General features: G+C 70.4%; 22 protein-coding genes. 11 read left to right on the plus strand and 11 right to left on the minus strand.

The window, feature by feature from the left end; genetic code table 11:
* Entirely contained in the window at window positions 1–654 is a 654-nt protein-coding gene (locus ACFPCV_RS32870; protein ID WP_378060728.1) for a response regulator transcription factor, read from the minus strand.
* Window positions 655–725: 71 nt separating this feature from the next.
* On the opposite strand from ACFPCV_RS32870, the gene ACFPCV_RS32875 reads away from it, so the two are divergent.
* Window positions 726–2,003 carry an Nramp family divalent metal transporter gene (locus tag ACFPCV_RS32875; protein WP_378060730.1) on the plus strand — a complete coding sequence of 426 codons (1,278 nt, stop codon included), beginning with the start codon at window positions 726–728 and terminating at the stop codon, window positions 2,001–2,003.
* A gap of 99 nt (window positions 2,004–2,102) precedes the next feature.
* Here the strand turns inward: ACFPCV_RS32875 and ACFPCV_RS32880 are convergent, their stop codons facing one another.
* Window positions 2,103–3,884 (minus strand): HtaA domain-containing protein, encoded by a 1,782-nt coding sequence (locus tag ACFPCV_RS32880; protein ID WP_378060732.1) that lies wholly within the window; start codon window positions 3,882–3,884, stop codon window positions 2,103–2,105.
* Window positions 3,885–3,940: 56 nt separating this feature from the next.
* Window positions 3,941–4,699, minus strand: coding sequence for a hypothetical protein (locus tag ACFPCV_RS32885; RefSeq protein ID WP_378060734.1), 759 nt, complete (start codon window positions 4,697–4,699; stop codon window positions 3,941–3,943).
* 73 nt (window positions 4,700–4,772) lie between these two features.
* Here ACFPCV_RS32885 and ACFPCV_RS32890 point away from each other — a divergent pair, with 73 nt between their 5' ends.
* From ACFPCV_RS32890 to lepA, 5 genes are all read left to right on the plus strand, one after another.
* Window positions 4,773–5,447, plus strand: a complete 675-nt coding sequence (locus tag ACFPCV_RS32890; RefSeq protein ID WP_378060736.1) for a biliverdin-producing heme oxygenase — start codon at window positions 4,773–4,775, stop codon at window positions 5,445–5,447.
* Window positions 5,435–6,448 carry a heme/hemin ABC transporter substrate-binding protein gene (locus ACFPCV_RS32895; RefSeq protein WP_378060738.1) on the plus strand — a complete coding sequence of 338 codons (1,014 nt, stop codon included), beginning with the start codon at window positions 5,435–5,437 and terminating at the stop codon, window positions 6,446–6,448. The genes ACFPCV_RS32890 and ACFPCV_RS32895 overlap by 13 nt, the downstream gene beginning before the upstream one ends.
* A complete protein-coding gene (locus ACFPCV_RS32900; RefSeq protein ID WP_378060740.1) occupies window positions 6,435–7,490 on the plus strand; it encodes a FecCD family ABC transporter permease in 1,056 nt (351 codons plus the stop codon). Before ACFPCV_RS32895 ends, ACFPCV_RS32900 begins: the two co-directional genes overlap by 14 nt.
* On the plus strand, window positions 7,490–8,254 hold the full coding sequence (locus ACFPCV_RS32905; RefSeq protein ID WP_378061180.1) for a heme ABC transporter ATP-binding protein: 765 nt from the start codon (window positions 7,490–7,492) through the stop codon (window positions 8,252–8,254). The genes ACFPCV_RS32900 and ACFPCV_RS32905 overlap by 1 nt, the downstream gene beginning before the upstream one ends.
* A 154-nt stretch (window positions 8,255–8,408) precedes the next feature.
* Window positions 8,409–10,250 (plus strand): translation elongation factor 4, encoded by a 1,842-nt coding sequence (lepA, locus tag ACFPCV_RS32910; RefSeq protein WP_378060742.1) that lies wholly within the window; start codon window positions 8,409–8,411, stop codon window positions 10,248–10,250.
* A 95-nt stretch (window positions 10,251–10,345) separates the two neighbouring features.
* Here lepA and ACFPCV_RS32915 read toward each other — a convergent pair whose 3' ends face one another.
* Genes ACFPCV_RS32915 through ACFPCV_RS32925 form a run of 3 tightly spaced genes read right to left on the minus strand, consistent with a single transcriptional unit; the run spans window position 10,346 to window position 11,573 of the window.
* Entirely contained in the window at window positions 10,346–10,537 is a 192-nt protein-coding gene (locus ACFPCV_RS32915) for a hypothetical protein (protein WP_378060744.1), read from the minus strand.
* The gene (locus tag ACFPCV_RS32920; protein WP_378060746.1) at window positions 10,534–11,061 is read right to left on the minus strand and encodes an RNA polymerase sigma factor; all 528 of its coding nucleotides are present in this window, start codon (window positions 11,059–11,061) and stop codon (window positions 10,534–10,536) included. The genes ACFPCV_RS32915 and ACFPCV_RS32920 overlap by 4 nt, the downstream gene beginning before the upstream one ends.
* Before the next feature lie 59 nt (window positions 11,062–11,120).
* On the minus strand, window positions 11,121–11,573 hold the full coding sequence (locus ACFPCV_RS32925) for an NUDIX domain-containing protein (RefSeq protein WP_378060748.1): 453 nt from the start codon (window positions 11,571–11,573) through the stop codon (window positions 11,121–11,123).
* Window positions 11,574–11,596: 23 nt separating this feature from the next.
* Between ACFPCV_RS32925 and ACFPCV_RS32930 the strand changes: the two genes are divergently transcribed.
* The 3 genes from ACFPCV_RS32930 to ACFPCV_RS32940 all read left to right on the plus strand — a co-directional run bounded on the left by ACFPCV_RS32930 (window position 11,597) and on the right by ACFPCV_RS32940 (window position 13,152).
* Window positions 11,597–12,133 (plus strand): Uma2 family endonuclease, encoded by a 537-nt coding sequence (locus ACFPCV_RS32930; protein WP_378060750.1) that lies wholly within the window; start codon window positions 11,597–11,599, stop codon window positions 12,131–12,133.
* A 62-nt stretch (window positions 12,134–12,195) separates the two neighbouring features.
* Entirely contained in the window at window positions 12,196–12,762 is a 567-nt protein-coding gene (locus ACFPCV_RS32935) for a Uma2 family endonuclease (RefSeq protein ID WP_465251578.1), read from the plus strand.
* A 39-nt stretch (window positions 12,763–12,801) separates the two neighbouring features.
* On the plus strand, window positions 12,802–13,152 hold the full coding sequence (locus ACFPCV_RS32940) for an MmcQ/YjbR family DNA-binding protein (protein ID WP_378060754.1): 351 nt from the start codon (window positions 12,802–12,804) through the stop codon (window positions 13,150–13,152).
* On the opposite strand, the gene ACFPCV_RS32945 is transcribed toward ACFPCV_RS32940, so the two are convergent.
* A complete protein-coding gene (locus tag ACFPCV_RS32945) occupies window positions 13,126–13,557 on the minus strand; it encodes an HD domain-containing protein (protein ID WP_378060756.1) in 432 nt (143 codons plus the stop codon). The two genes, ACFPCV_RS32940 and ACFPCV_RS32945, sit on opposite strands and share 27 nt — an antisense overlap.
* Window positions 13,554–14,516 (minus strand): zinc-binding dehydrogenase, encoded by a 963-nt coding sequence (locus tag ACFPCV_RS32950; RefSeq protein WP_378060758.1) that lies wholly within the window; start codon window positions 14,514–14,516, stop codon window positions 13,554–13,556. The genes ACFPCV_RS32945 and ACFPCV_RS32950 overlap by 4 nt, the downstream gene beginning before the upstream one ends.
* 69 nt (window positions 14,517–14,585) lie before the next feature.
* Between ACFPCV_RS32950 and ACFPCV_RS32955 the strand changes: the two genes are divergently transcribed.
* Window positions 14,586–14,825, plus strand: a complete 240-nt coding sequence (locus ACFPCV_RS32955) for a hypothetical protein (protein ID WP_378060760.1) — start codon at window positions 14,586–14,588, stop codon at window positions 14,823–14,825.
* 18 nt (window positions 14,826–14,843) lie between these two features.
* Complete coding sequence (locus ACFPCV_RS32960) at window positions 14,844–15,245, plus strand: guanyl-specific ribonuclease (protein WP_378060762.1); 402 nt, start codon at window positions 14,844–14,846, stop codon at window positions 15,243–15,245.
* On the opposite strand, the gene ACFPCV_RS32965 is transcribed toward ACFPCV_RS32960, so the two are convergent.
* From ACFPCV_RS32965 to ACFPCV_RS32975, 3 genes are read right to left on the minus strand one after another with little or no spacing between them, the layout of a single operon-like run.
* Entirely contained in the window at window positions 15,235–16,008 is a 774-nt protein-coding gene (locus ACFPCV_RS32965; protein ID WP_378060764.1) for an enoyl-CoA hydratase-related protein, read from the minus strand. The genes ACFPCV_RS32960 and ACFPCV_RS32965 overlap by 11 nt on opposite strands.
* Before the next feature lie 17 nt (window positions 16,009–16,025).
* Window positions 16,026–19,310 (minus strand): ATP-binding protein, encoded by a 3,285-nt coding sequence (locus ACFPCV_RS32970; RefSeq protein ID WP_378060766.1) that lies wholly within the window; start codon window positions 19,308–19,310, stop codon window positions 16,026–16,028.
* Window positions 19,307–19,933 (minus strand): hypothetical protein, encoded by a 627-nt coding sequence (locus ACFPCV_RS32975; RefSeq protein ID WP_378060768.1) that lies wholly within the window; start codon window positions 19,931–19,933, stop codon window positions 19,307–19,309. The genes ACFPCV_RS32970 and ACFPCV_RS32975 overlap by 4 nt, the downstream gene beginning before the upstream one ends.
* Window positions 19,934–19,939 lie beyond the last annotated feature (6 nt).

Below are 19,939 nucleotides of genomic sequence, written 5' to 3' on the forward strand. Positions count from 1 at the left end.
CTACTCCTCCAGCCGGAAGCCGAAGCCGCGGATCGTCGCCACCAGCCCCGGGCGGCCGAGCTTGGCACGCAGGCCGGTCAGGTGCACGTCCAGCGACCGGGACACCGCCAGGTACGCGTCGCCCCACACCTCGTCCAGCAGCCGCTGCCTGCTCACCGCGACACCGTGGTTGCGCGCCAGCACCGCGAGGATGTCGAACTCCTTGGCCGTCAGCTCGATCTCGCCGTGTTCCGTGCCGACCCGCCGCGCGTCCAGGTCGATCACCAGGTCCCGCACCCGCACCACGGCGGGCTCCCCGGCGGGTGCCGCGCGGCGGGTGACCGCGTGGATGCGGGCCAGCAGCTCCGCGAGCCGGACCGGCTTGACCAGGTAGTCGTCCGCGCCCAGGTGCAGGCCGCGGACCACGGAACGCTCGTCGCCCCGCGCGGTCAGCACGATCACCGGGGTGGTCGCCACCCGCCGCAGCTTGCGCAGCACCTCAAGACCGTCCACGTCGGGCAGGCCGAGGTCGAGCAGCACCAGGTCGGCGTCGTGGTGGCTCCTCAGTGCGTCCTCGCCTCGGGTGAGCCGCTCGGTCAGGTGCCCGTGCGCGCCGAGGGCACCGACGACCGCGTTCGCGACGCCGTCGTCGTCCTCGACGACCAGGACCTTCACTGCCGCCCCCTTTTCCTAAGCGAGCGTTAAGTCTCGCGGGTCCGGTTGTGCACCGAGGTTACGGTCCCGGCATGTCGAGTGAAGTGGACCACAACGTGGTGGCCGCGCCAGCGGACTGGCGGGCCCGGCTCAAGCAGATCGGTCCCGGCGTCATGGCCGCCGCCACCGGCGTCGGCGCTGGGGACCTGGTGGCGACGATGGTCGCCGGATCCAAGTACGGGTACACACTCCTGTGGGCGGTGGTGATCGGCACCGCGTTCAAGCTCGCGCTCGGTGAGGCCGTCGGGCGCTGGCACCTCACGTCCGGGCAGACCATCCTGTCCGGCTGGCGCACGCTCGGCAAGTGGGCGCTGTGGTACTTCGGCGCGTACGCCGCGGTGTGGGGCTTTGTGTACGGCGCCACCGCGATGTCGGCGTCCGGGCTGCCGCTGAACGCGCTGTTCCCGGTCCTGTCGGTGCGCTACTGGGCGATGCTGTGCGGCCTCGCCGGGTTCGCCCTCGTCTGGTTCGGCCGGTACGCGGTGCTCGAGAAGGTCATGACCGTGCTCGTCGGGGTCATGTTCGTGACCGTGGTCGGCACCGCGGTCCTCGTGACCCCGAGCATCGGTGACGTCGCGTGGGGGCTCGTGCCGCGGCTGCCCGACGGTTCGCTCGTGTACGTCCTCGGTCTCGTCGGCGGGGTCGGCGGCACGATCACGATGGCCGCGTACGGCTACTGGACGATCGCGAAGGGCTGGCGCGGCCCGACGTGGCTGCCGATGATGCGCACCGACAACGCGATCGGCTATGTCACGACCGGCGTGTTCGTGGTCGCGATGCTGATCGTCGGCGCGGAGCTGCTGGCCGGCCACGAGGTCGTCACCGGTGACAAGGGACTCCTGAACCTCGGCGACACCCTGGCAGCCGACTACGGCGAGTGGGCCAGGATCCCGTTCCTCGTCGGTTTCTTCGCGGTGTCGTTCACGTCGTTGATCGGCGTGTGGAACGGCGTGAGCCTGCTGTTCGCCGACTGGTGGCGCACGCTGCGCGCGCCGGAGGGCGCGGCGGACGAGAAGGTGGAGTACCGCCGGCTGGAGGGCAGCCGCGCGTACCGGGGGTACGTGCTGTGGCTGACGTTCCCGCCGATGTTCCTGCTGTTCCTCGACCAGCCCTTCCAGCTCACGGTCGTGTACGGCGCGCTCGGCGCGTTGTTCATGCCGTTCCTCGCGGGCACGCTGCTGGTGCTGCTCAACTCGCGCAGGGTGGGCGCGGCCGGCCGGTCGGGCTGGGTCTCGAACACGGTCCTGGTGGCGTGTGTCGCGTTGTTCGCCTACCTCGCGTACGACCAGGTCGTGGGCCTGTTCGAGTGAGGAGGGGCCCGGCGGGGCCATGACGGCCGGGCCGAGGGGTGTCCGGCGGCGTGGCCCACCTCGCGGCGACCCGCTCCGCGCGGGCCGCCGCGAGGGTGCTCAGGTCCTGACTCGCCTGCGCAGCAACACAAGCGTGGCACCGGTGAGCACCATCGTCAGGCTGATGGCGACCAGCATGCTCACGTTCACGCCCGTGTCGGCCAGGTTCTGCGCGACCGGGGTGGTCGGCGTGTGCACCGGACCACCGCCGCCACCGCCACTTCCGGCGGGCGGCAGCGTCGCGCCGTCGAGTGCGATCGTGACGGTCACCGGGTCCAGCTCGGTGCCCGCCGGGTAGAAGCCCGCGAAGCCCGACGCGCCCTGCTCGGTCAGCACCGCGGGCATCGCCGGGTAGGTGATGAGTCCGTTCTGGACGGTCGGGGTGCCGGGCGTGAGCGTGGCGAACACGGCGTCGTCCAGCTCCACGTACTCGCCCGGGTTCTCCAGGCCCTTGCTGCGCACGTCGAGCAGAAGTTCGGCGGCACCGTTCGCGAACCGCACCCGCGGCTGCGAGATCGTCAGGTCGAGCAGGCCGTCATGGCCGGTGAAGTGCACGCTGCCCGCGAAGTCGACGTGCTCCTCGGTGCCCGTGGTCAGGTCCTCCCACACGAACGGGCCGTTGCCGGTCACGCCCTGCAGCGTCCACGACCCGTGGGCGATGGGCCCGCTGATGTAGTTGCGGAACGACTCCTTCAGACCCCACTCCAGCCGGGCCCCGGTGACCCCGGTGCCGGGGTCGACCGGCGTCGACGGCTCGGACGGGTCGGTCGGCTCGGTGGGTTCGGTCGGCGTCGTCGCGAACGTCAGTGCCGTGAACAGCTCGTGCGCGGCGTTGACGGCACCACCGGCGGCATAGGTGAGCACACCGCACGTTTCCGGGGTGCAGTCCTCGTCGGTCACGTCGAGTGTGCCGGTGAACGTGCCGTCGGGCCTCAGCTCGACGTAGTCCGGGTTCGTGCCGGACGGGTCGAGGATCGCCATGGACGCCGAGGGCAGCACCCACTTCTGGTCGAGCACGGTCCGCGCGGACGACGGCGCGCCCTCCGACGGCCGCCACGGGTCGGCGACCTTCGCGAACACCAGGTACACGCCGGTGGGCTGCCCGGCCAGCGGCGGGCGGGTGCCGGCGTTCGCGGCCGGGTCGAAACCGCTGCCCGTCACCGTGATCGTCTCGCCGTCGGGGTCGAGACCGGTGGTCCTGCTCACCGAGACGGCGGGTGTCCACACCGGACTCGGTGCGGTGGTCACCGAGAACGACAGCGGGTCCAGCGCGGTGCCCGGTGCGTAGAAGTCGGCGAACGCGGGCGCGCCCGCCTCGGTCAGGGTGGCGGCGACGCCGGTCGCGGTGACCGTGTCGCTCCCGGCCGCCAGGTCGGTGGCGGCCAGCGTCGCGAACTCGACGTCGTCGTAGGTCGCCAGCTCACCGGAGGCCAGCGACTTGCTGACCACGTCGGCGACGAGGGTGCCGCCGCTGCCGGTGAACGTGACGCGCACGTCCTCGATCGTCAGGTACAGCAGCGGACCGGAACCGCTGTCGTGGCCGGTGAACTCGACCTTGCCGGTGAACGCCAGGCCCGCGGTGTCTCCGTCCGCGTCGACGTCGCCGGCGGCCGGGGAGAAGCGGAACGTGCCGTCCGCGTTCTTCGTGGCGCCGTCGCTCGCGGTGATGGTGCCGTGGGCGATCGGTCCGCTGATGTAGTTGCGGAACGACTGCTTCAGGCCCCAGTCGAGGTGTCCGCCGGACACGCTCGCCGCTTCGGCCTGTGCCGTTCCGGCGAGGATGCCCAGCGCGCCGAGCGCTGTGACGAGCGCGCCGGCGATCGGTCTGGATCGCATGGTCATGGGGGCTGCCTGCTCCTTGTGGGGAATCGGGAAGGACAGCTCCGTGGTGGGGTGGGTCAGTCGGTTCGGCGGTTCCTGCGCACGCGGAGCGCGAGCACGGCGGCGGCCGCGAGGAGCGCGGCGGCTCCCGCGCCCAGCCACCAGCCGGTCCGGTCCGGTTCCTCCGCCGCGGTGTTGGCGACGGCGGCTTCCGTGGTCGTGGTCGGCGCGACCGTGGTCGTCGTGGTTGTCGTTGTGGTCGTCGTTGTGGTCGTCGTCGTCGTCGACGTCGTGGTCGGGGGCGGAGGTGGTGGCGCCGCGGTCGTGGTGGTCGTCGGCGCCGGTGGTGGTGCGGGCTGCCCGAACGTCAGGCGCACACGCGCGTCCTGCGAACGGTCGCCAGTGCGCGTGTGGTCGGCGCGTGTCACGACCGAGCACACGACCCGCGTGCAGTCCGTGCCGGTCACCGGGTCCCGCGCCGACACCGACAGCGTCACCGTGAAGCTGCCGCCCGGCCCGTAGGGCGTGGCGAGGCCCTGGCCGTAGCTCGGCGGGTTCGACGAGATCCACGCCGAGCCACCGCCGCTGCCGCTCGTGTCCACCCCGCCCAGACACGGTGTCGGCACCTGCCCGGGCCCGTTGTCGACGCAGACCGCGACGTAGATGCCCTTGGTCACGTCGAAGCCGGAACCGCTCACGGTGATCGAGTCACCGGCCGGGTCGAGGCCGTTCGGCTCGGAGACGGTGATGCCCGGCGCGGCCGCCGCGGGCTGCGCGCACGCGAGCATGGCCGCCGCGGTGACGGCCAGCACGCCGATGGTTCGTCCACTTGGCACTGGAGGACTCACTTGTCCTTAGGTTAGGCTCGCTTTACTGAGGGCAGCCTAACTTCCGGGAGAACGGGTGACAATGACCGATCTTGAGGTGGAACGCCTCTCAGTCCGGTTACGGGACGCGACCCGCGACGAGCACGAACGGACCGAGTCGTCGCCGTTCGTGACCGCGTTGATGGACGGTCGGCTGGACCGGCAGGCCTACGCGGCACTGCTCCAGCAGAGCTACCTCTTCTACTCAGTCCTCGAAGAAGCAGGTGAGCGGTGGCGCGGCGACCCCGTCGTCGGCCCGTTCGTCTCGGACGCGCTCGTGCGGGGTCCCGCGCTGGAGGCGGACCTCGCGTGGCTGTGCGGGCCGCGGTGGCGGTCCGCGCTCGCGCCGCTGCCCGCGACCCAGCGGTACGTCGACCGCCTGCGGGCGGTGTGTTTCTCGTCTCGCAGCGCGTTCGTCGCCCACCACTACACCCGTTACCTCGGCGACCTGTCCGGCGGGCAGATCATCCGGTCGAAGCTGCGCACGATCTACGGCCTCACCGGGGACGGCGTGCGGTTCTACCTCTTCGACGACATCGCGAAACCCAAGGTGTTCAAGGACGACTACCGCGCGCTGATCGACACCGCGCCGTGGGACACCGGGGAGCGCACCAACCTCGTCGCCGAGGCCAACGAGGCGTTCCGGCTCAACCGCGGCGTTTTCGACGACCTCGGCAAGGCGCTCGGTGTCGGGTGGACCGGCTCGTGCGACCGCTGATCCTGCTCGCGGCGCTGCTGCTCGTCGCGGGCTGCGGCGGGGCGAGTGCCGGTGGCACGGGTGGTGAGCCGGGCGCACTCGCGTTGTCCGGCCCGGCGACCGCGAAGATCGCCGACGACGACGTGCACCCGGTCGTCGAGGACCCGGTACCGGACCTGCCGGTGACCGTCCGCTCGCAGGACGGCGTCGACGTCACGGTGTCCGATGTGGACCGGATCGTGGCCGTCGACCTGTACGGCACGCTCGGCGAGATCGTGTTCAGCCTCGGCCTCGGCGACCGGGTCGTCGGGCGCGACTCGTCGACCGGGTTCGCGAGTGCGGCGCACGTGCCGGTGGTGACCTCCGGCGGGCACGACCTGAACGCGGAGGCCATCCTCGACCTCGACCCGACGGTCGTGCTCACCGACACCAGCATCGGCCCGCCCGAGGTGCAGCAGCAGTTGCGCACCGCAGGGATCCCCGTGGTGTTCTTCGATCCACAACGGACGCTCGACGGCGTCCCGGACCACATCCGCGCGGTGGCGCGGGCGCTGGGCGTGCCGCCGGCGGGCGACGCGCTCGTCGCGTCCGTCGACAGGGAGATCGCCGCCGCCCGCGACCTCGCGCCGGACGGCGCGGTCCCACCGAGGGTGACCTTCCTCTACGTGCGTGGCTCGGCGGGCGTGTACCTGATGGCCGGGCCCGGTTCCGGCGCGGACGCGATGATCGCGGCGGTCGGCGGGGTCGACGTCGGCACCGACATCGGGCTGGACAAACCGTTCGTGCCGATCACCAGCGAGGGGCTGATGAACGCGGCGCCGGACGTGATCCTGGTGCTGTCCAAGGGGCTGGCGTCCGTCGGCGGGGTCGACGGCCTGCTGCGGATCCCCGGTGTCGGGCAGACCCCGGCCGGGCAGGCGAAGCGGATCGTCGACGTCGACGACACCGACCTGCTGAGCTTCGGACCGCGCGTGGGCAGGACCATCACGGCGCTGGCGACGGTGCTGTATGGCGGTCGTTGAGACCAGGCGGCGGGTCGCCGGGTGGTCGCTGCTCGTCGTGCTCGCGGCGGCGTTGCTGGTGATGGTGCTCGTCGCGGCGGGCAGCGGCCAGGTCGCGATCCCGCCGCTTGAGGTGCTGGGGTCGTTCCTGCACGGCGTCGGGCTCGACCTCGGGCCGCTGCCGACGCACCCGCAGGGCGACAACGCGTTGTGGGCAGTGCGGTTCCCGAGGGTCGCGCTGGCGGTGGTCGTCGGCGCGTGCCTCGCGGTCGCGGGCGCGTTGCTGCAGGGCGTGTTCGGCAACCCGCTCGCCGAACCCGCGGTCGTGGGGGTGTCGTCGGGGGCCGCGGTCGGCGCGTGCACGGTGATCGTGCTCGGTGTGAGCGTGTTCGGGAACCTGACGATCGCGGTCGCCGCGTTCACCGGCGGGCTCGTGACCACGCTGCTCGTGTACGCGCTCGCCAGGTCCGGCGGGCGGACCGAGGTGGTCACGCTGGTGCTGACCGGGATCGCGGTCAACGCGTTCGCGTTCGGCGTCATCGCGTTCCTCACCTACGTCGCCGACCCGCAGGCACGTGAGCAGATCGTGTTCTGGCAGCTCGGCAGTCTCAACGGCGCCACCGGGTCCGCGGTCGCCGCGGTGACACCGCTCGCGGTGGGCGGTCTGGTGATCGCGGCTGTCGTGGCTGGCAGGCTCGACCTGCTCGCGCTGGGGGAGGGACCGGCACGGCACCTCGGCGTGCACGTCGAACGGCTGCGGCTCGTGGTGGTCGTCGCGGTCGCGCTGCTCGTGGGCGCCGGAACCGCGTTCGCGGGCATCGTGGGGTTCGTCGGGCTGGTGGTGCCGCACGTGATCCGGATGGTCGCCGGGCCCGCGCACCGGCTGCTGGTGGCGGCCAGCGCGGTGGGTGGCGCGCTGGTGCTGGTGAGCGCGGACCTGCTGGCGCGCACGGCGGTCGAGAACGCCGAGCTGCCGCTGGGGATGCTCACGTCGCTCGTCGGCGGGCCGTTCTTCTTCTGGCTGCTGCGCAGGACCAGGAGCAGGCAGGGCGGGTGGGCGTGATGCTGGCGGAACTGGCTGGGGTGTCGGCGGCCCGTGGCGGGCGGACCGTGCTGGACGACGTGTCGCTCACGCTGTCGGCCGGGGAGGTCGTCGCGGTCGTCGGGCCCAACGGGGCGGGCAAGTCGACGCTCGTGAGCGTGCTCGCGGGGGACCTGCCGCCGGTGTCGGGGTCGGTCGTGGTCGACGGGCGGCCCGCCGGGCGGTGGCGGCCGGGAGAGCTGGCGCTGCGGCGGTCCGTGCTGCCCCAGCACACGGCGGTCGCGTTCCCGTTCACCGTCGCGCAGGTGGTGGCGATGGGCCGGGCGCCGTGGGCCCGCACGTCGTCGGCGGGGCAGGACGAGCGGGCCGTCGCCGAGGCCATGGCCGTGACCGAGGTGACCGAGTTCGCCTCCCGCACGTTCGGGACGCTGTCCGGTGGCGAGCGGGCACGGGTCGCGCTCGCGCGCGTGCTGGCGCAGCGCACCCCCGTGCTGCTGCTCGACGAACCGACCGCGGCGCTGGACCTGCGGCACCAGGACCTCGTGCTGTCCGTGGCCGCCGCCCGCGCCGCCGACGGGTGCGGGGTGCTGGCCGTGCTGCACGACCTGAACCTCGCCGCGGCCCACGCCGACCGGGTCGCCGTTGTCGCCGACGGGCGGCTGCGTGCGTGCGGCCCGCCGGGCGAGGTGCTCACGGGCGAGCTGCTGACCGAGGTCTACCACCGCGAGGTCGAGGTGATCGCCCACCCGCGCTCCGGTGCCCCGCTGGTGCTGCCGGTGCGCTGAACCAGCCGGTCGCCGCGGGCAGCTCCCGGTCGCCGGGCACGGCGTTGACCTACGATGGCACTACAGTTCGACCTGGTTCGCCGAACGAGGACGCAGGCGGTTCCGGGGCACATGGGACGATGTGTCGTATCCGTAGACACCGCGAGGAACCTGAGTGACCACTTTCGCCGACACGACGTTCACGAACCCCGAGCAGATCAGAAACTTCTGCATCATCGCGCACATCGACCACGGCAAGTCGACCCTTGCCGACCGGATGCTGCAGTTCACCGGCGTGGTCGAGGAGCGCGCGATGCGGGCCCAGTACCTGGACCGCATGGACATCGAGCGCGAACGCGGCATCACGATCAAGGCGCAGAACGTGCGCCTGCCGTGGGAGGTCGGTGGTCAGGACCACGTGCTGCACATGATCGACACACCGGGCCACGTCGACTTCACCTACGAGGTGTCGCGTGCGCTAGAGGCGTGCGAGGGCGCGGTCCTGCTGGTCGACGCCGCGCAGGGGATCGAGGCGCAGACCCTCGCGAACCTCTACCTCGCGATGGAGAACGACCTCACGATCATCCCCGTCCTCAACAAGATCGACCTGCCCGCCGCGGACCCGGAGAAGTACTCCGAGGAGCTGGCGCACATCGTCGGCTGCGAGCCATCGGACGTGATGCGCGTCTCGGCGAAGACCGGTCTCGGGGTGCGGGAGCTGCTGAACGAGATCGTCCGGCTGGTGCCCGCGCCGCAGGGCGTCGACGAGGCGCCGCCCCGCGCGATGATCTTCGACTCGGTGTACGACACCTACCGCGGCGTCGTCACCTACATCAGGGTGGTGGACGGCAAGATCACCCCCCGCCAGCGCATCAAGATGATGTCGACCGGCGCGACGCACGAACTGCTCGAGGTCGGCATCATCTCCCCGGAGCCCAAGCCCAGCGCCGGGCTCGGCGTCGGTGAGGTCGGCTACCTGATCACGGGCGTGAAGGACGTGCGCCAGTCCAAGGTCGGCGACACCGTGACGAGCGAGCGGCGCGGCGCGGCGCAGCCACTCGCCGGCTACCGCGAGCCGAGGCCGATGGTCTACTCGGGGCTGTACCCGGTCGACGGCTCCGACTACGCGGACCTGCGTGAGTCGCTGGACAAGCTGCGGCTCAACGACGCGGCGCTGACCTACGAGCCGGAGACGTCCGCCGCGCTCGGGTTCGGCTTCCGCTGCGGCTTCCTCGGACTGCTGCACCTGGAGATCGTGCGGGAGCGCCTCGAACGCGAGGCGGGCATCGACCTGATCTCGACCGCACCCAACGTGGTGTACCGGGTGGTCCTGGACGACGGCACCGACGGGACGGTGACCAACCCGTCGGACTGGCCGGAGGGCAAGATCGCCGAGGTGTACGAGCCGGTGGTGAAGACCTCGATCATCGCCCCGAGCGACTACATCGGCGCGATCATGGAGCTGTGCCAGTCGAGGCGCGGCCAGCTCGGCGGCATGGACTATCTGTCGAGCGACCGCGTCGAGCTGCGCTACACCATGCCGCTCGGCGAGATCATCTTCGACTTCTTCGACACGCTGAAGTCCCGCACCCGCGGCTACGCGTCGCTGGACTACGAGCCGGCGGGCGAGCAGCGGGCCGACCTGGTGAAGGTCGACATCCTCCTGCAAGGCGAGCCGGTGGACGCGTTCTCGGCGATCTGCCACCGCGAGGCCGCGTACGGCTACGGCACGAAGATGGCCTCGAAGCTGCGGGAACTCATTCCGCGGCAACAGTTCGAGGTCCCGATCCAGGCGGCCATCGGGGCGCGGGTCATCGCACGGGAGACCGTGCGCGCGATGCGCAAGGACGTGCTGGCCAAGTGCTACGGCGGTGACATCACCCGTAAGCGCAAGCTGCTGGAGAAGCAGAAGGAAGGCAAGAAGCGCATGAAGATGGTGGGCCGCGTCGAGGTCCCCCAGGAAGCCTTCGTCGCCGCCCTCTCCACCGACGAGCCCACGGACAAGAAGAAGAAGTAGTAGCTCCCGGCCGATGCGCGGGTGCGTGCCCTGAAAGACGCTTTTGGGACAGCGAGTGTCCCGAAAGCGTCTTTCAGGGCCATGGGCGGTGGTCGCTACACCGGGCTCTCCGGTATCAGCCATGCCACGTCCAGTTGCCACGTCGTCAGGCGGGGTTCGCGGTTGCTGGTCAGGTGCAGGCCCGCCGCCACCGCGTCGGCCATGACCTCCGGCGGCACCGGGTCCACCCGCCGCAGCAACGACGCCAGTGCGGCCAGCAGGCGCAGATCGGTACGGCTGTACTTCATTCGGGGCCTCCGCCCATGATCGTCAGCCTGCGGCGCAGCACGTCCAGGCAGCGGCCCCTCGTCTGGCCGATGCTGTTGACCTTGATCCCCAGCGCCCGGCTGAGCTGCACGTACGTCATCTCCGGTGCGTGCGCCAGCAGCCCGAGCAGCTGCCTGCACCGTGCGGGGAGCGTCGCGAACGCCTCCCACAACAGCTTGTCCCGCACCGTGCGGAACACCGCCGGTTCCTCCCACGTCTCGACCTCGATCTCGTCGAGTGGGATCTCGCGCCGTCCCTGCAGCAGGATGCGCAGGCACTCGCGCCGGGCCGTGGTCGCGAGCCAGCCTGCGAGGCGGTCGGGGTCGCGCAGCCTCGGCAGGTGTTCGGCCAGCGCCGCCCACGTGTTCTGTGACGCGTCGGCGGCGTCGGCGCCCCGTAGCCGATGGGCCCGTGTCACCGACCAGATGACGGCCGCGTGCCGGTTCACGAGTTCGTGCCAGGCTTGCTCGTCGCCGCGGGTGGCCCGGTGGATCAGCTCCTGCATGGCTCCTCGGACGTCGCTCGTCCGCGTTCGGATTCGGCGGCCACCCGAAATGAGTAGGACTACCCGCTGTGTGCGACTCCGTGCTCCAGGTACCCGGTCCGCCCGGTCTCCTGTGCGCGCACGGCCGCCCGCATGCGCCGCTCCAGCCGGGGAATCAGCCGGTCGAAGGCCTCGTCCGGCGGGAGGAACGCGTACGACCGCAGTTCCTCGGCCTGGAGGTGGATCGCCGCGATCTCACTCTCGGTGAGCGTGCCGCCGTCGAACACGAACAGCACCCGGTCGCCCAGCTTTGGGTGCGGGGCCCAGTCGACGACCAGCAGCGGGCCGGGTTCGCGGACCAGGCCCAGTTCTTCGGTGAGCTCGCGCGCACAGCCCTGCGACGGGGTTTCGCCGAGCTCGATGATGCCGCCGGGGATCTCCCAGTGGTCCTTGTACGTCGGCTCGAGCAGCAGGATCCGGCCCTGTTCGTCACGGATCAGTGCGCCCGCCGCGCTGAGGATGGTGTTGTGCACACGGGCAGTGCACCATGAGCGGCATGGGGCGGCCGTTCACGGTGGACGATCTCGAGTTCATGCCGGACGACGGCAACACCTACGAGCTGATCGACGGTGTGCTGTTCGTCAGCCCACCGCCCGGCCGACGGCACCAGCGGGCACTGCTGCGCCTCGGCGAGTTGCTCGACGACACCTGCCCGGACGAGTTCGCCGTGCTGTGGCCGCCGTACGTGGTCCGCCCGGCGCCCGACACCGAGCTGCGCCCGGACGTGCAGGTCGCGTGGGACTCCGACATCGACGGCGAGGTCGTGCTCGACGCGCCGGAGCTGGTCGTCGAGGTCGCCGACGCGAGCAGCGCCATCAACGACCTCAACAACAAGAAGGCCGCCTACGAGCGCATGGGCGTGCCGCACTACTGGGTTCTCGACCCGGCCCGTCCCTCGCTGCTGGTGTACGAGCTGGTGGCCGAGTGCTACGAGCTGGCCGCCGAGGTCGTCGCGGAGGAACCCTACGAGACCGAGGACCCGTTCCCGGTCCGCATCGTGCTGACGGACCTGCTCGGTCGTCACCCTTCGTGATTCTTTCGGTGCTCTGTGCTCTACTTGGCGCCGACGAGAAAGGGGGGGGCACCATGAGTGTCATGACCGCGACGCGCTCAGCTGGCATTCCGCAGGGTCGCCCATTCACCGTGGACGACCTGGAGGCCATGCCCGATGACGGGAACCGCTACGAGCTCATCGACGGGATGCTGGTCGTGAGCCCGGCACCTGGTACACGCCATCAGAAGATCTTGTTTCAGCTCGCTGTCGCGCTCAACGCCGTTTGCCCGAATGGGCTGCATGTGTTTCCGGCGCCGTTTGCCGTTCGGATGACTTCGACGACTGAGCTGCAGCCGGATGTGTTGGTGGCTCGTGAGGAGGACCTCACCGAGAAGCTGCTGTCGGCAGCGCCGGTACTGGCGGTCGAGGTGTTGTTGCCGAGCAGTGTGATCAACGACCTGAACAACAAGAAGGCGGCCTACGAGCGGATGGGCGTGCCGTCTTACTGGGTGGTGGATCCGCAGGCGCCGAGCATTGTCGTGTTCGAGCTGGTCGACGGCCGCTACGAGCAGGCCGCCGAGGTGAAGGACAGTGACGTTCTGTCGGTGGAGCGGCCGTTCCCGGTGCGGATCGTGCCGAGGGAGTTGCTCGGCACGCTCGCCTCGTAGGTCACTTTCGTCCAAGACGGGCGGGTTACCGTCGGGGGCATGGATGATGTGATCGCGCGGGTGCGGGCGTTGTGCACGGCGTTGCCGGAGGTGACCGAGAAGGTCAGCCACGGTGAGCCTGCCTGGTTCGTGCGCAGGCGGATGTTCGTGATGTTCTCCGACCGGCACCATGACGACCGGGTCGGGTTCTGGTGCGCCGCGCCGCCAGGGGCACAGGAGGAGCTGGTCGACGACACGCGGTACTTCCGGCCACCGTACGTCGGGCACCGGGGGTGGCTCGGGGTGTACCTCGACGTGCCGGTCGACTGGGACGAGGTCGGTGAGGTCGTCGAGGACGCCTACCGCACCATCGCCCCGAAGTCGTTAGGCGCCCAGCTGGCGCAGCGCTGAGGTGTACTTGGCGAGCAGCCGTTCCTGCGTCGCCTTGTCGAGGCGGGACATGCGGTCCGGGGACATGTTGTCCGCGATGTCGGCCCGCTTCACCGCCAGCGCGATCGGGTTGGCCGCGACCCGCGCCAGGTACGTCTGCTGGTCCTCGTCCTGGCGCTTGCTGATCGCGTCGAGCGCCTCCAGCACCGGCTTCGGGCAGCCCGCCGCGTGCAGGTCGTCGAGGGACACCGTGGTGTCCTCGACGACGTCGTGCAGCACCGCCGCCATCCGCTCCTGCTCGTCGCGCAGCGCCCCCATCACCCGCAGCGGGTGCGCGATGTAGGGCCTGCCCGACTTGTCGAGCTGGCCTTCGTGCGCACGGCGTGCGACCTGGATGGCGTCGTCGAGGGTGAATGTGCGCTTCATCGGGTGAAGACGATCTTGCCCGCGGTTTCTCCGGCCAGCATCTGCTCGAACCCGTCCTTCGCGTCGGTCATGGGCAGTTCGGTGCCGATCGCCGGCCGCAGCCCCTTCAGGTCGCAGAACGCCAGCAGGTCGGCGAGTTCTTCCTTGTTACCCATGGTCGAGCCAACCACGCGGATCTGCATGAAGAACAGCCGCTGAAGGTCGGCACTCGGGTCGGGCCCGCTGGTGGAGCCGGATACGACGACCGCGCCACCGGGCTTCACCGACTTCATCGTGTGCGCCCAGGTGGCCTTGCCGACCGTTTCGAACACGGCGTCCGCCCGCTCGGGCAGCCGCGCGCCGGACTCGAACGCCGCGTCGGCGCCGAGCGACATCGCGAGCGCGCGCTTCTCCTCGGTCCGGCCGGTCACCCACACCCGCATGCCCGCGGCCTTGCCCAGCGTGACCAGCGCGGTCGACACGCCGCCGGACGCGCCCTGCACGAGCATGGTCTGGCCGGGTCGCATGCCGGACCGGGTGAAGATCATCCGGTACGCGGTCAGCCACGCCGTGCCCATGCACGCGGCCTCGGCGAACGACAGCGACGCGGGCTTGGGCAGGACGTTGCGTGCCGGCACGACGACCTTGTCCGCGAACGTGCCCTGGTACCGCTCGGTGAGCAGGCTGCGCTTCGGGTCGAACGTCTCGTCCCCGTGGGATGTGTCGCCGATCACGCTGTGGATGACGACCTCGGTCCCGTCGTCGAGGACGCCGGCGCCGTCGCAGCCGAGGATCATCGGGAACCGGTCGGGCTTGATGCCAACGCCCCGCAACGTCCACAGGTCGTGCATGTTGAGGCTGCCCGCGCGCACCGAGACGGTCACCCAGCCGTCGGGGACCTCGGGTTCCGGTCGCTCGCCGACCCGCAACGCGTCGAGCGGGTTCTCCGGGTTCGGTTCTGCTGCGTATACGGCGAACATGGTCGCCAACGTTAACCGGTCGGGGCATCCGGCGGCCCGGTGAAGTGGTGCAGGTCTACTCTCGTGGTCATGGTGGCGGAGTGGTGGAACGGTGTGGAGCTGTGGGTGTCCGGCCTCGCGTTCCCGTTCCAGTTCGCTCTCGTGATGGTGCTGCTCGGTCCGTTCTGCGTGGTCGTGGCCTGGGCGATCGACCGCGTCGTGGACCACGCGTCCACCTGGTTCGGCCCCGCGCCCGGGGACGAGGAGCCGATCGGCACCGAGCCCGACGGCGAGCACAGCACGGATCTGGTCGACTCGTCCTCGCGGTGACTCCATAGGGTGAGACCCGTGGGGTCATCAAGACGCATCACGATCGCGCTGGTCGGGCTGGTCGTACTGGTGCTCGCGGGCTGGTTCACGCAGTCCCAGCTGACCGGCGAGCAGCAGCCGCCGCCCGTGTCCGGTGTGCCGGAACGCGCGCTGACCGAGCTGCCGCCGGAGGCCGGGGACACGTGGCGGCTGATCGAGGAGGGCGGCCCGTTCCCGTACCCCGAGGACGACGGCAAGGTCTTCGGCAACCGCGAGGGCCTGTTGCCGGACCAGGACCGCGGCTACTACCACGAGTACACGGTCGAGACCCCCGGCAGCGACGACCGGGGGGCGCGCCGACTGGTGACCGGCGACGCGGACGAGGTCTACTACACGGCCGATCACTACGAGTCGTTCGTGCGGGTCGACATCACCCGTTAGGGACCCACTTCGCGGGCCGCTTCTCGGCGAACGCCCGGATGCCCTCCTGCCCCTCCGCACCCGCGAAGAACCCGGCGGACAGCGTCAGCATCTCGGCGAAGTCGTCGGCCATGTCGGCGGCACGGGCACGCCGCAGCATCGTCTTGGTCGCGGCGAGCGCGGTGGGCCCACCGAGGGCGAGCATGCCGGTGTACCGGTCGACCTCGGCGTCCAGCGCGTCGGCGGGCACCGAGGAGTTGAGCAACCCGATCTCGACGGCCCGCGCCGCGTCGAACTTCTCCCCGGTGAGGAACAGCTCGTGCGCGGCCCGCGGCACCAGCCGGGGCAGCACGGTCACGGAGATGACCGCGGGCACCAGACCCAGCCTGACCTCGGTGAACGCGAACGTGGCGGAGTCGAGCGCCACCGCGATGTCGGCCGCGGCCACGATCCCGACGCCCCCGGCCCGCGCGGGCCCGGCCAGCTTCGCGACGACGGGCTTCGCACTGGTCCAGATCTGTGTGAGGATCTCGGGGAACTCGTTCACCCCTGCGGTGCTGGAGCTCGGGTCCCCGGCCTCCTTGAGGTCCATCCCCGCGCAGAACACCGGCCCGGTGTGGTCGAGCAGAACCACCCGGACGGCGTCGTCGCCCGCCGCCGCGGCCAGGTGGTCCCGCAACTCGCGCCGCAACTGCGCGGACAGGGCGTTCCGGTTGTGCGGCGAGTCCAGGGTGATCCTGGCAACGCCCTTGTCGACCGCGTAGTGCACCAGCTCGTCAGCCATGGCCAGAGACTAACCAATCACGGCTGACTGTTCCTGGCTCGTTCCAGCACCTCCTCGATGCGCAGCGGGCTCGCCGGGTGGTGGGTCAGGCACAGCGGTGACCGCATGCGGCGGAACGCGAACGTGTCGCCGGTGACGTAGAACTGGCCGCGGTTCAGCCCCGAGATGTCGTCGAGCGTGGTGCCCTTCGCCCTGGCCATCTCGTTCGCGGCGGCGATCTGCGCCGGGCTGTTCAGGCGGCCGAAGAACTGCGTTGTCGCGTTGCCGGTGATCTGGTTGTGCAGGCCCTTCGGCGCCTGCGTGGCGAACAGGAGCCCGAGCCCGTACTTGCGTGCCTGCGACGCGAGGACGATCGTGCTGCGCGTGCTGGCGGTGACCCCGCCGGACGGGGCCAGCGTCTGGGCCTCGTCCATCACGAGCAGCCCGCCGAGCGGCCGGTCACCCGCCGGGTTTCGTTTGATCCACGCGAAGATCTCCATCTGCAGCTGGTTGACAAACGCCTGCTTCTGCTCGTCGGCGGGCAGCCCGATGAAGCTGATCACCGAAACGCGGGCGCGCTTGCCGGGTGCCGGGGTGAACAGCACGGCCGGGTCCGCGGGCTCACCGGCACCCGCGAAGAGCGGGTCGTTGACCATCGCGGCCTTGAGGTTCTCGGCGAGGTCGGCGGCGATCGGGTGCCCGCTGCCGAGACGGCTCACCCCGTCTGGCAGGTCGGTGAGCAGGTCGATGAAACCGAGCATGCCGCGCGAGCCCTTGCGGGCGTAGTGGGTGAGTGCTTCGCGCAGCACCGCCTTGCCGCGGACCGCCTTGTTGGCTGCGCCGGTGACCTTCGCGTGCGGCGCCAGCGCGGCGACGGCCACCTCGACCGCGGCGGTGAACTCGTCCTCGTCGTCGAGCACACCGGCGAAGTCGGGCAGCGGGTGGAAGCTGAGCGGCCGCCCGCTCGCCCTGCCGGGCGTCCAGACCACGACGTCGGTGTTGTCGAGGTAGTCGCCTGCCGCCTCGGCGTCCCCGGCCGCCCAGTCCGCCGGTGGCGACGGCCACGGGTCCCCGAGCCGGGCGAGGTCGTTGTTGGGGTCGAGCACGATCGCGGAGACGCCACGCAGTGCGCACTCCTCGACGATGCGCCGGATGAGCACGGTCTTGCCGGACCCCGACCCGGCGAACACCACGGCGTGCTTGCGCAACGACTCCAGCTCGATCGAGACGGACTGGTCCACGCCGAGCGTGATCGTGGTGGCGGAGGGTGGGAGCGCCTGGGATGTGGGTGTGGCGGGGCGCTGGGTGCCGGTATGGAGTGTGGTGGCCGCCTGGACCGTGAGGGGCGGCGATTCGGGCGGCTGTGGCAGCGTCTGGACGGCGTGGCGTCCGTTGGTGTGACTGCTGCCGTTGGTCCCGGTCGAACTCGTGGGCTGTGCCGGTTGGACATGCGGGTCGTGCGGGTTGGACTCGCGGGTGTCGGGGTCGGCGGCCGGCCACGGGAAGCGGCGTTCGGGTGGGGTGGTCGGGAGGAGGTCGGCCAGGAGGGTCGAACTGCTCGCCGGTTTGCGGGACACCAGCCATTCGCGCAGGTCGTAGCTCTGGGTGGTGAGCATCTCGGTCAGCGCGCCGAATGTGCGGAGGTCGTCCTCGCTGATCCGGACGTCCTTGCCGCCCTTCGCTTGGAACTCGGCCAGCTCCTGCTGTGTCTTGGTACCTGGCGACCATGGCTTGTTGCGGATCAGGACGAGGTGGCGGTTGTCGGCCGTCGCGCGCACCCCGGCCGCCGAACGTGCGTTGCGGATCCGGTGCAGCGCGGAGAGATGGTGCCTCGCGGCGATGGCGCGGAAGGCCCAGTGCTCCTCGATGTCGTACTCCTCGTCGAGGGTGCGGCGGATCGCCGCGTGCACCACAGACTTCCCCTCCGGTGGCGGTTCGGCCTTCCACACCATGTCGTCGTTGCCGACCTCGGTGATCCACGACCGCAGCGCCGCCGACAGGTACGCGGGCATCACCCGGTCCTCGGTGTGCTCGTCGAGCGGCGTCGACACGTCGACCTCGGCCCGCAGCTGGGCGAACCTCTTGTCCAGCTCGGCGAAGTACGCCGGTTCCGGACCGGTCGGCTGCGTGGGCAACACCTCGACCTCGGCGTCGAACGACTTCAGCTCGTGGATTTCGCCACGCAGGCAGGACTCGACGTGCGCGTCGATGCGCTTGAGCAGCTCCCGCGCCCGGTAGGTGTCCCACGTCTCGAACGCGGTGGGCGACACTGGCCACGTCGGGTGCGGGGGCGTGAACCCGATCTTCGCGTACGGCACGCCCAGCCACTTCCGCACGAACTCACGGCCACGCTCGGGGTCGATGATCCGGTCGAGGTGCTTGGTGGTGCGGAACCGGTCGGACACCGAGTCGACGGCCTTCTCGCTGAGCAGGTGCCACGAGTACGGTAGGCAGGCCACGAGCGAGAGCGTGCGCCGGGTGCGTTCCCGCAGCTGCATCAAACCGTCCGCGATCAGCGACAGCTCGCCCGCGAGCTTCGGGTCGTCGTCTGACTGGAGCGGTTTGTCGGTCGCCCGGGCCACGAGGGTGTCGAGCTGGTCGACGGCGATAACGCTCGCCCCGGTGAGTGCCAGTAGCTGGAAGATCTCTTGTGCGATCTCGTGCACGGGCTTGAGCGTGGGGCGGATGCCCCACTTGTCCCGCGCCTCTCGCTCCGGCTCGTCGAACCCGTCGAAGTAGTCCTCACCGATCTCGGACTTCTTCATGTCCGACGACGCGTACAGCACCAGCGCCCGCGCGGTGTCCGCGCACTTCTTGCCGACCGCGCGGTCCAGGCGGAACAGATCGGTGACGAAGGCGTCGAGGTCGTCGGCGGAAACGCTGGTGTCGCCGACGATCGCGTTCGCCACGGAGTCCGGCGTGCCGGTCAATGAGCAGAGGCTGCGCAGGAATCGCGTCAGCTGGCGTTCGCCGTCGTCGTCCGTCTTCATGAGACCGGACAGGACGTGCTGCACGACGTCGGACCAGAACACTGTGCCCGTGCTGAGTGCCACCAGGAAGAAGTACCCGCCCTGGCCCTGCACCTCGCGACGGACCCAGCCGAGGAGGTGGGTCTTGCCGACGCCCTTCTGGCCCCGCAGCACGATCCCGATGGGACTGGGGCCGTTGCTGCCGACCGCGTCCTTGATGCCTGCGCGGACCGCCTGTTCTGCCTCCTGGTGGATGCCGTCGACGTGGTAGGGGGAGGTACTCCAGACGTCGTCGGGGGTTTCCGCCCAGTTGAACCTGAGTGATGCGAGAGCCTCTCTCGCGTCCTGGGTCATGACTCCTCGATCGCGATCATGTGGTTCTCGTCACCGCCGATCCGCACCGCCGCGTCCCGGTCCTCGGCTGTGACGTCCTTGCCATTGGGGTTGGGCGTGAGCGTCACGACCTGCTGGCGGCCCAGCGTCTTCAGCACAGCGTCCACGTCGTCCTTCGCCGCACCGTTCAGCAACGGGCGCAGTCTGGCCAGGTGTACTGGTTCGCCTGGCCGGGGCGCGAGCTTGCGGTAGGCGAGCCGGATCTGCGTCTCGAGGCCTTCCGCGTCGTCGCCGGCCTCCGGCTGGAACACGTCGGCGAGTTCCCGGCGCTCCCGGCCCAGGTACCGGTCGAGACCGTTGAGCACCGCGAAGAACGCGTAGCCGTAGTAGCCCGGCCGCGACGGGCGTTGTGCCTTGAGTTCGTAGCGGCAGCGGACCCAGCCCTTGTCGGTGAGATCGTGGACGTACGGCTTGTTGCCCGTGCGGGTGCTGTCGACGAGACCGAGACCGTTGAGGCGCTTGCGGACGTCGCCGGTGATGCGGATGCCGGTGACCTTCTCCAGTTCCGTGTTGTCGATCTCGCGGGCCACCGCCATGAGGGTGAACAACGCGGAAATGTCCTGACTGGTGAGCCGATCGTTCATCTGGTA

The sequence above is a fragment of the Actinophytocola glycyrrhizae genome (assembly GCF_042653545.1).
GTDB classification, from domain to species: domain Bacteria; phylum Actinomycetota; class Actinomycetes; order Mycobacteriales; family Pseudonocardiaceae; genus Actinophytocola; species Actinophytocola glycyrrhizae.

Excerpts from the sequence above, each read along its gene's own strand:
- ACFPCV_RS32935 (WP_465251578.1), top strand. The coding sequence starts at position 12,196 with ATGACCGCGACGCGCTCAGCTGGCATTCCGCAGGGTCGCCCATTCACC.
- ACFPCV_RS32880 (WP_378060732.1), bottom strand. The coding sequence starts at position 3,884 with ATGACCATGCGATCCAGACCGATCGCCGGCGCGCTCGTCACAGCGCTC.
- ACFPCV_RS32965 (WP_378060764.1), bottom strand. The coding sequence starts at position 16,008 with ATGGCTGACGAGCTGGTGCACTACGCGGTCGACAAGGGCGTTGCCAGG.
- ACFPCV_RS32930 (WP_378060750.1), top strand. The coding sequence starts at position 11,597 with ATGGGGCGGCCGTTCACGGTGGACGATCTCGAGTTCATGCCGGACGAC.
- ACFPCV_RS32890 (WP_378060736.1), top strand. The coding sequence starts at position 4,773 with ATGACCGATCTTGAGGTGGAACGCCTCTCAGTCCGGTTACGGGACGCG.
- ACFPCV_RS32945 (WP_378060756.1), bottom strand. The coding sequence starts at position 13,557 with ATGAAGCGCACATTCACCCTCGACGACGCCATCCAGGTCGCACGCCGT.
- ACFPCV_RS32955 (WP_378060760.1), top strand. The coding sequence starts at position 14,586 with ATGGTGGCGGAGTGGTGGAACGGTGTGGAGCTGTGGGTGTCCGGCCTC.
- ACFPCV_RS32970 (WP_378060766.1), bottom strand. The coding sequence starts at position 19,310 with ATGACCCAGGACGCGAGAGAGGCTCTCGCATCACTCAGGTTCAACTGG.
- ACFPCV_RS32940 (WP_378060754.1), top strand. The coding sequence starts at position 12,802 with ATGGATGATGTGATCGCGCGGGTGCGGGCGTTGTGCACGGCGTTGCCG.
- ACFPCV_RS32950 (WP_378060758.1), bottom strand. The coding sequence starts at position 14,516 with ATGTTCGCCGTATACGCAGCAGAACCGAACCCGGAGAACCCGCTCGAC.
- ACFPCV_RS32915 (WP_378060744.1), bottom strand. The coding sequence starts at position 10,537 with ATGAAGTACAGCCGTACCGATCTGCGCCTGCTGGCCGCACTGGCGTCG.
- ACFPCV_RS32900 (WP_378060740.1), top strand. The coding sequence starts at position 6,435 with ATGGCGGTCGTTGAGACCAGGCGGCGGGTCGCCGGGTGGTCGCTGCTC.
- ACFPCV_RS32920 (WP_378060746.1), bottom strand. The coding sequence starts at position 11,061 with ATGCAGGAGCTGATCCACCGGGCCACCCGCGGCGACGAGCAAGCCTGG.
- ACFPCV_RS32975 (WP_378060768.1), bottom strand. The coding sequence starts at position 19,933 with ATGAACGATCGGCTCACCAGTCAGGACATTTCCGCGTTGTTCACCCTC.
- ACFPCV_RS32905 (WP_378061180.1), top strand. The coding sequence starts at position 7,490 with ATGCTGGCGGAACTGGCTGGGGTGTCGGCGGCCCGTGGCGGGCGGACC.
- ACFPCV_RS32875 (WP_378060730.1), top strand. The coding sequence starts at position 726 with ATGTCGAGTGAAGTGGACCACAACGTGGTGGCCGCGCCAGCGGACTGG.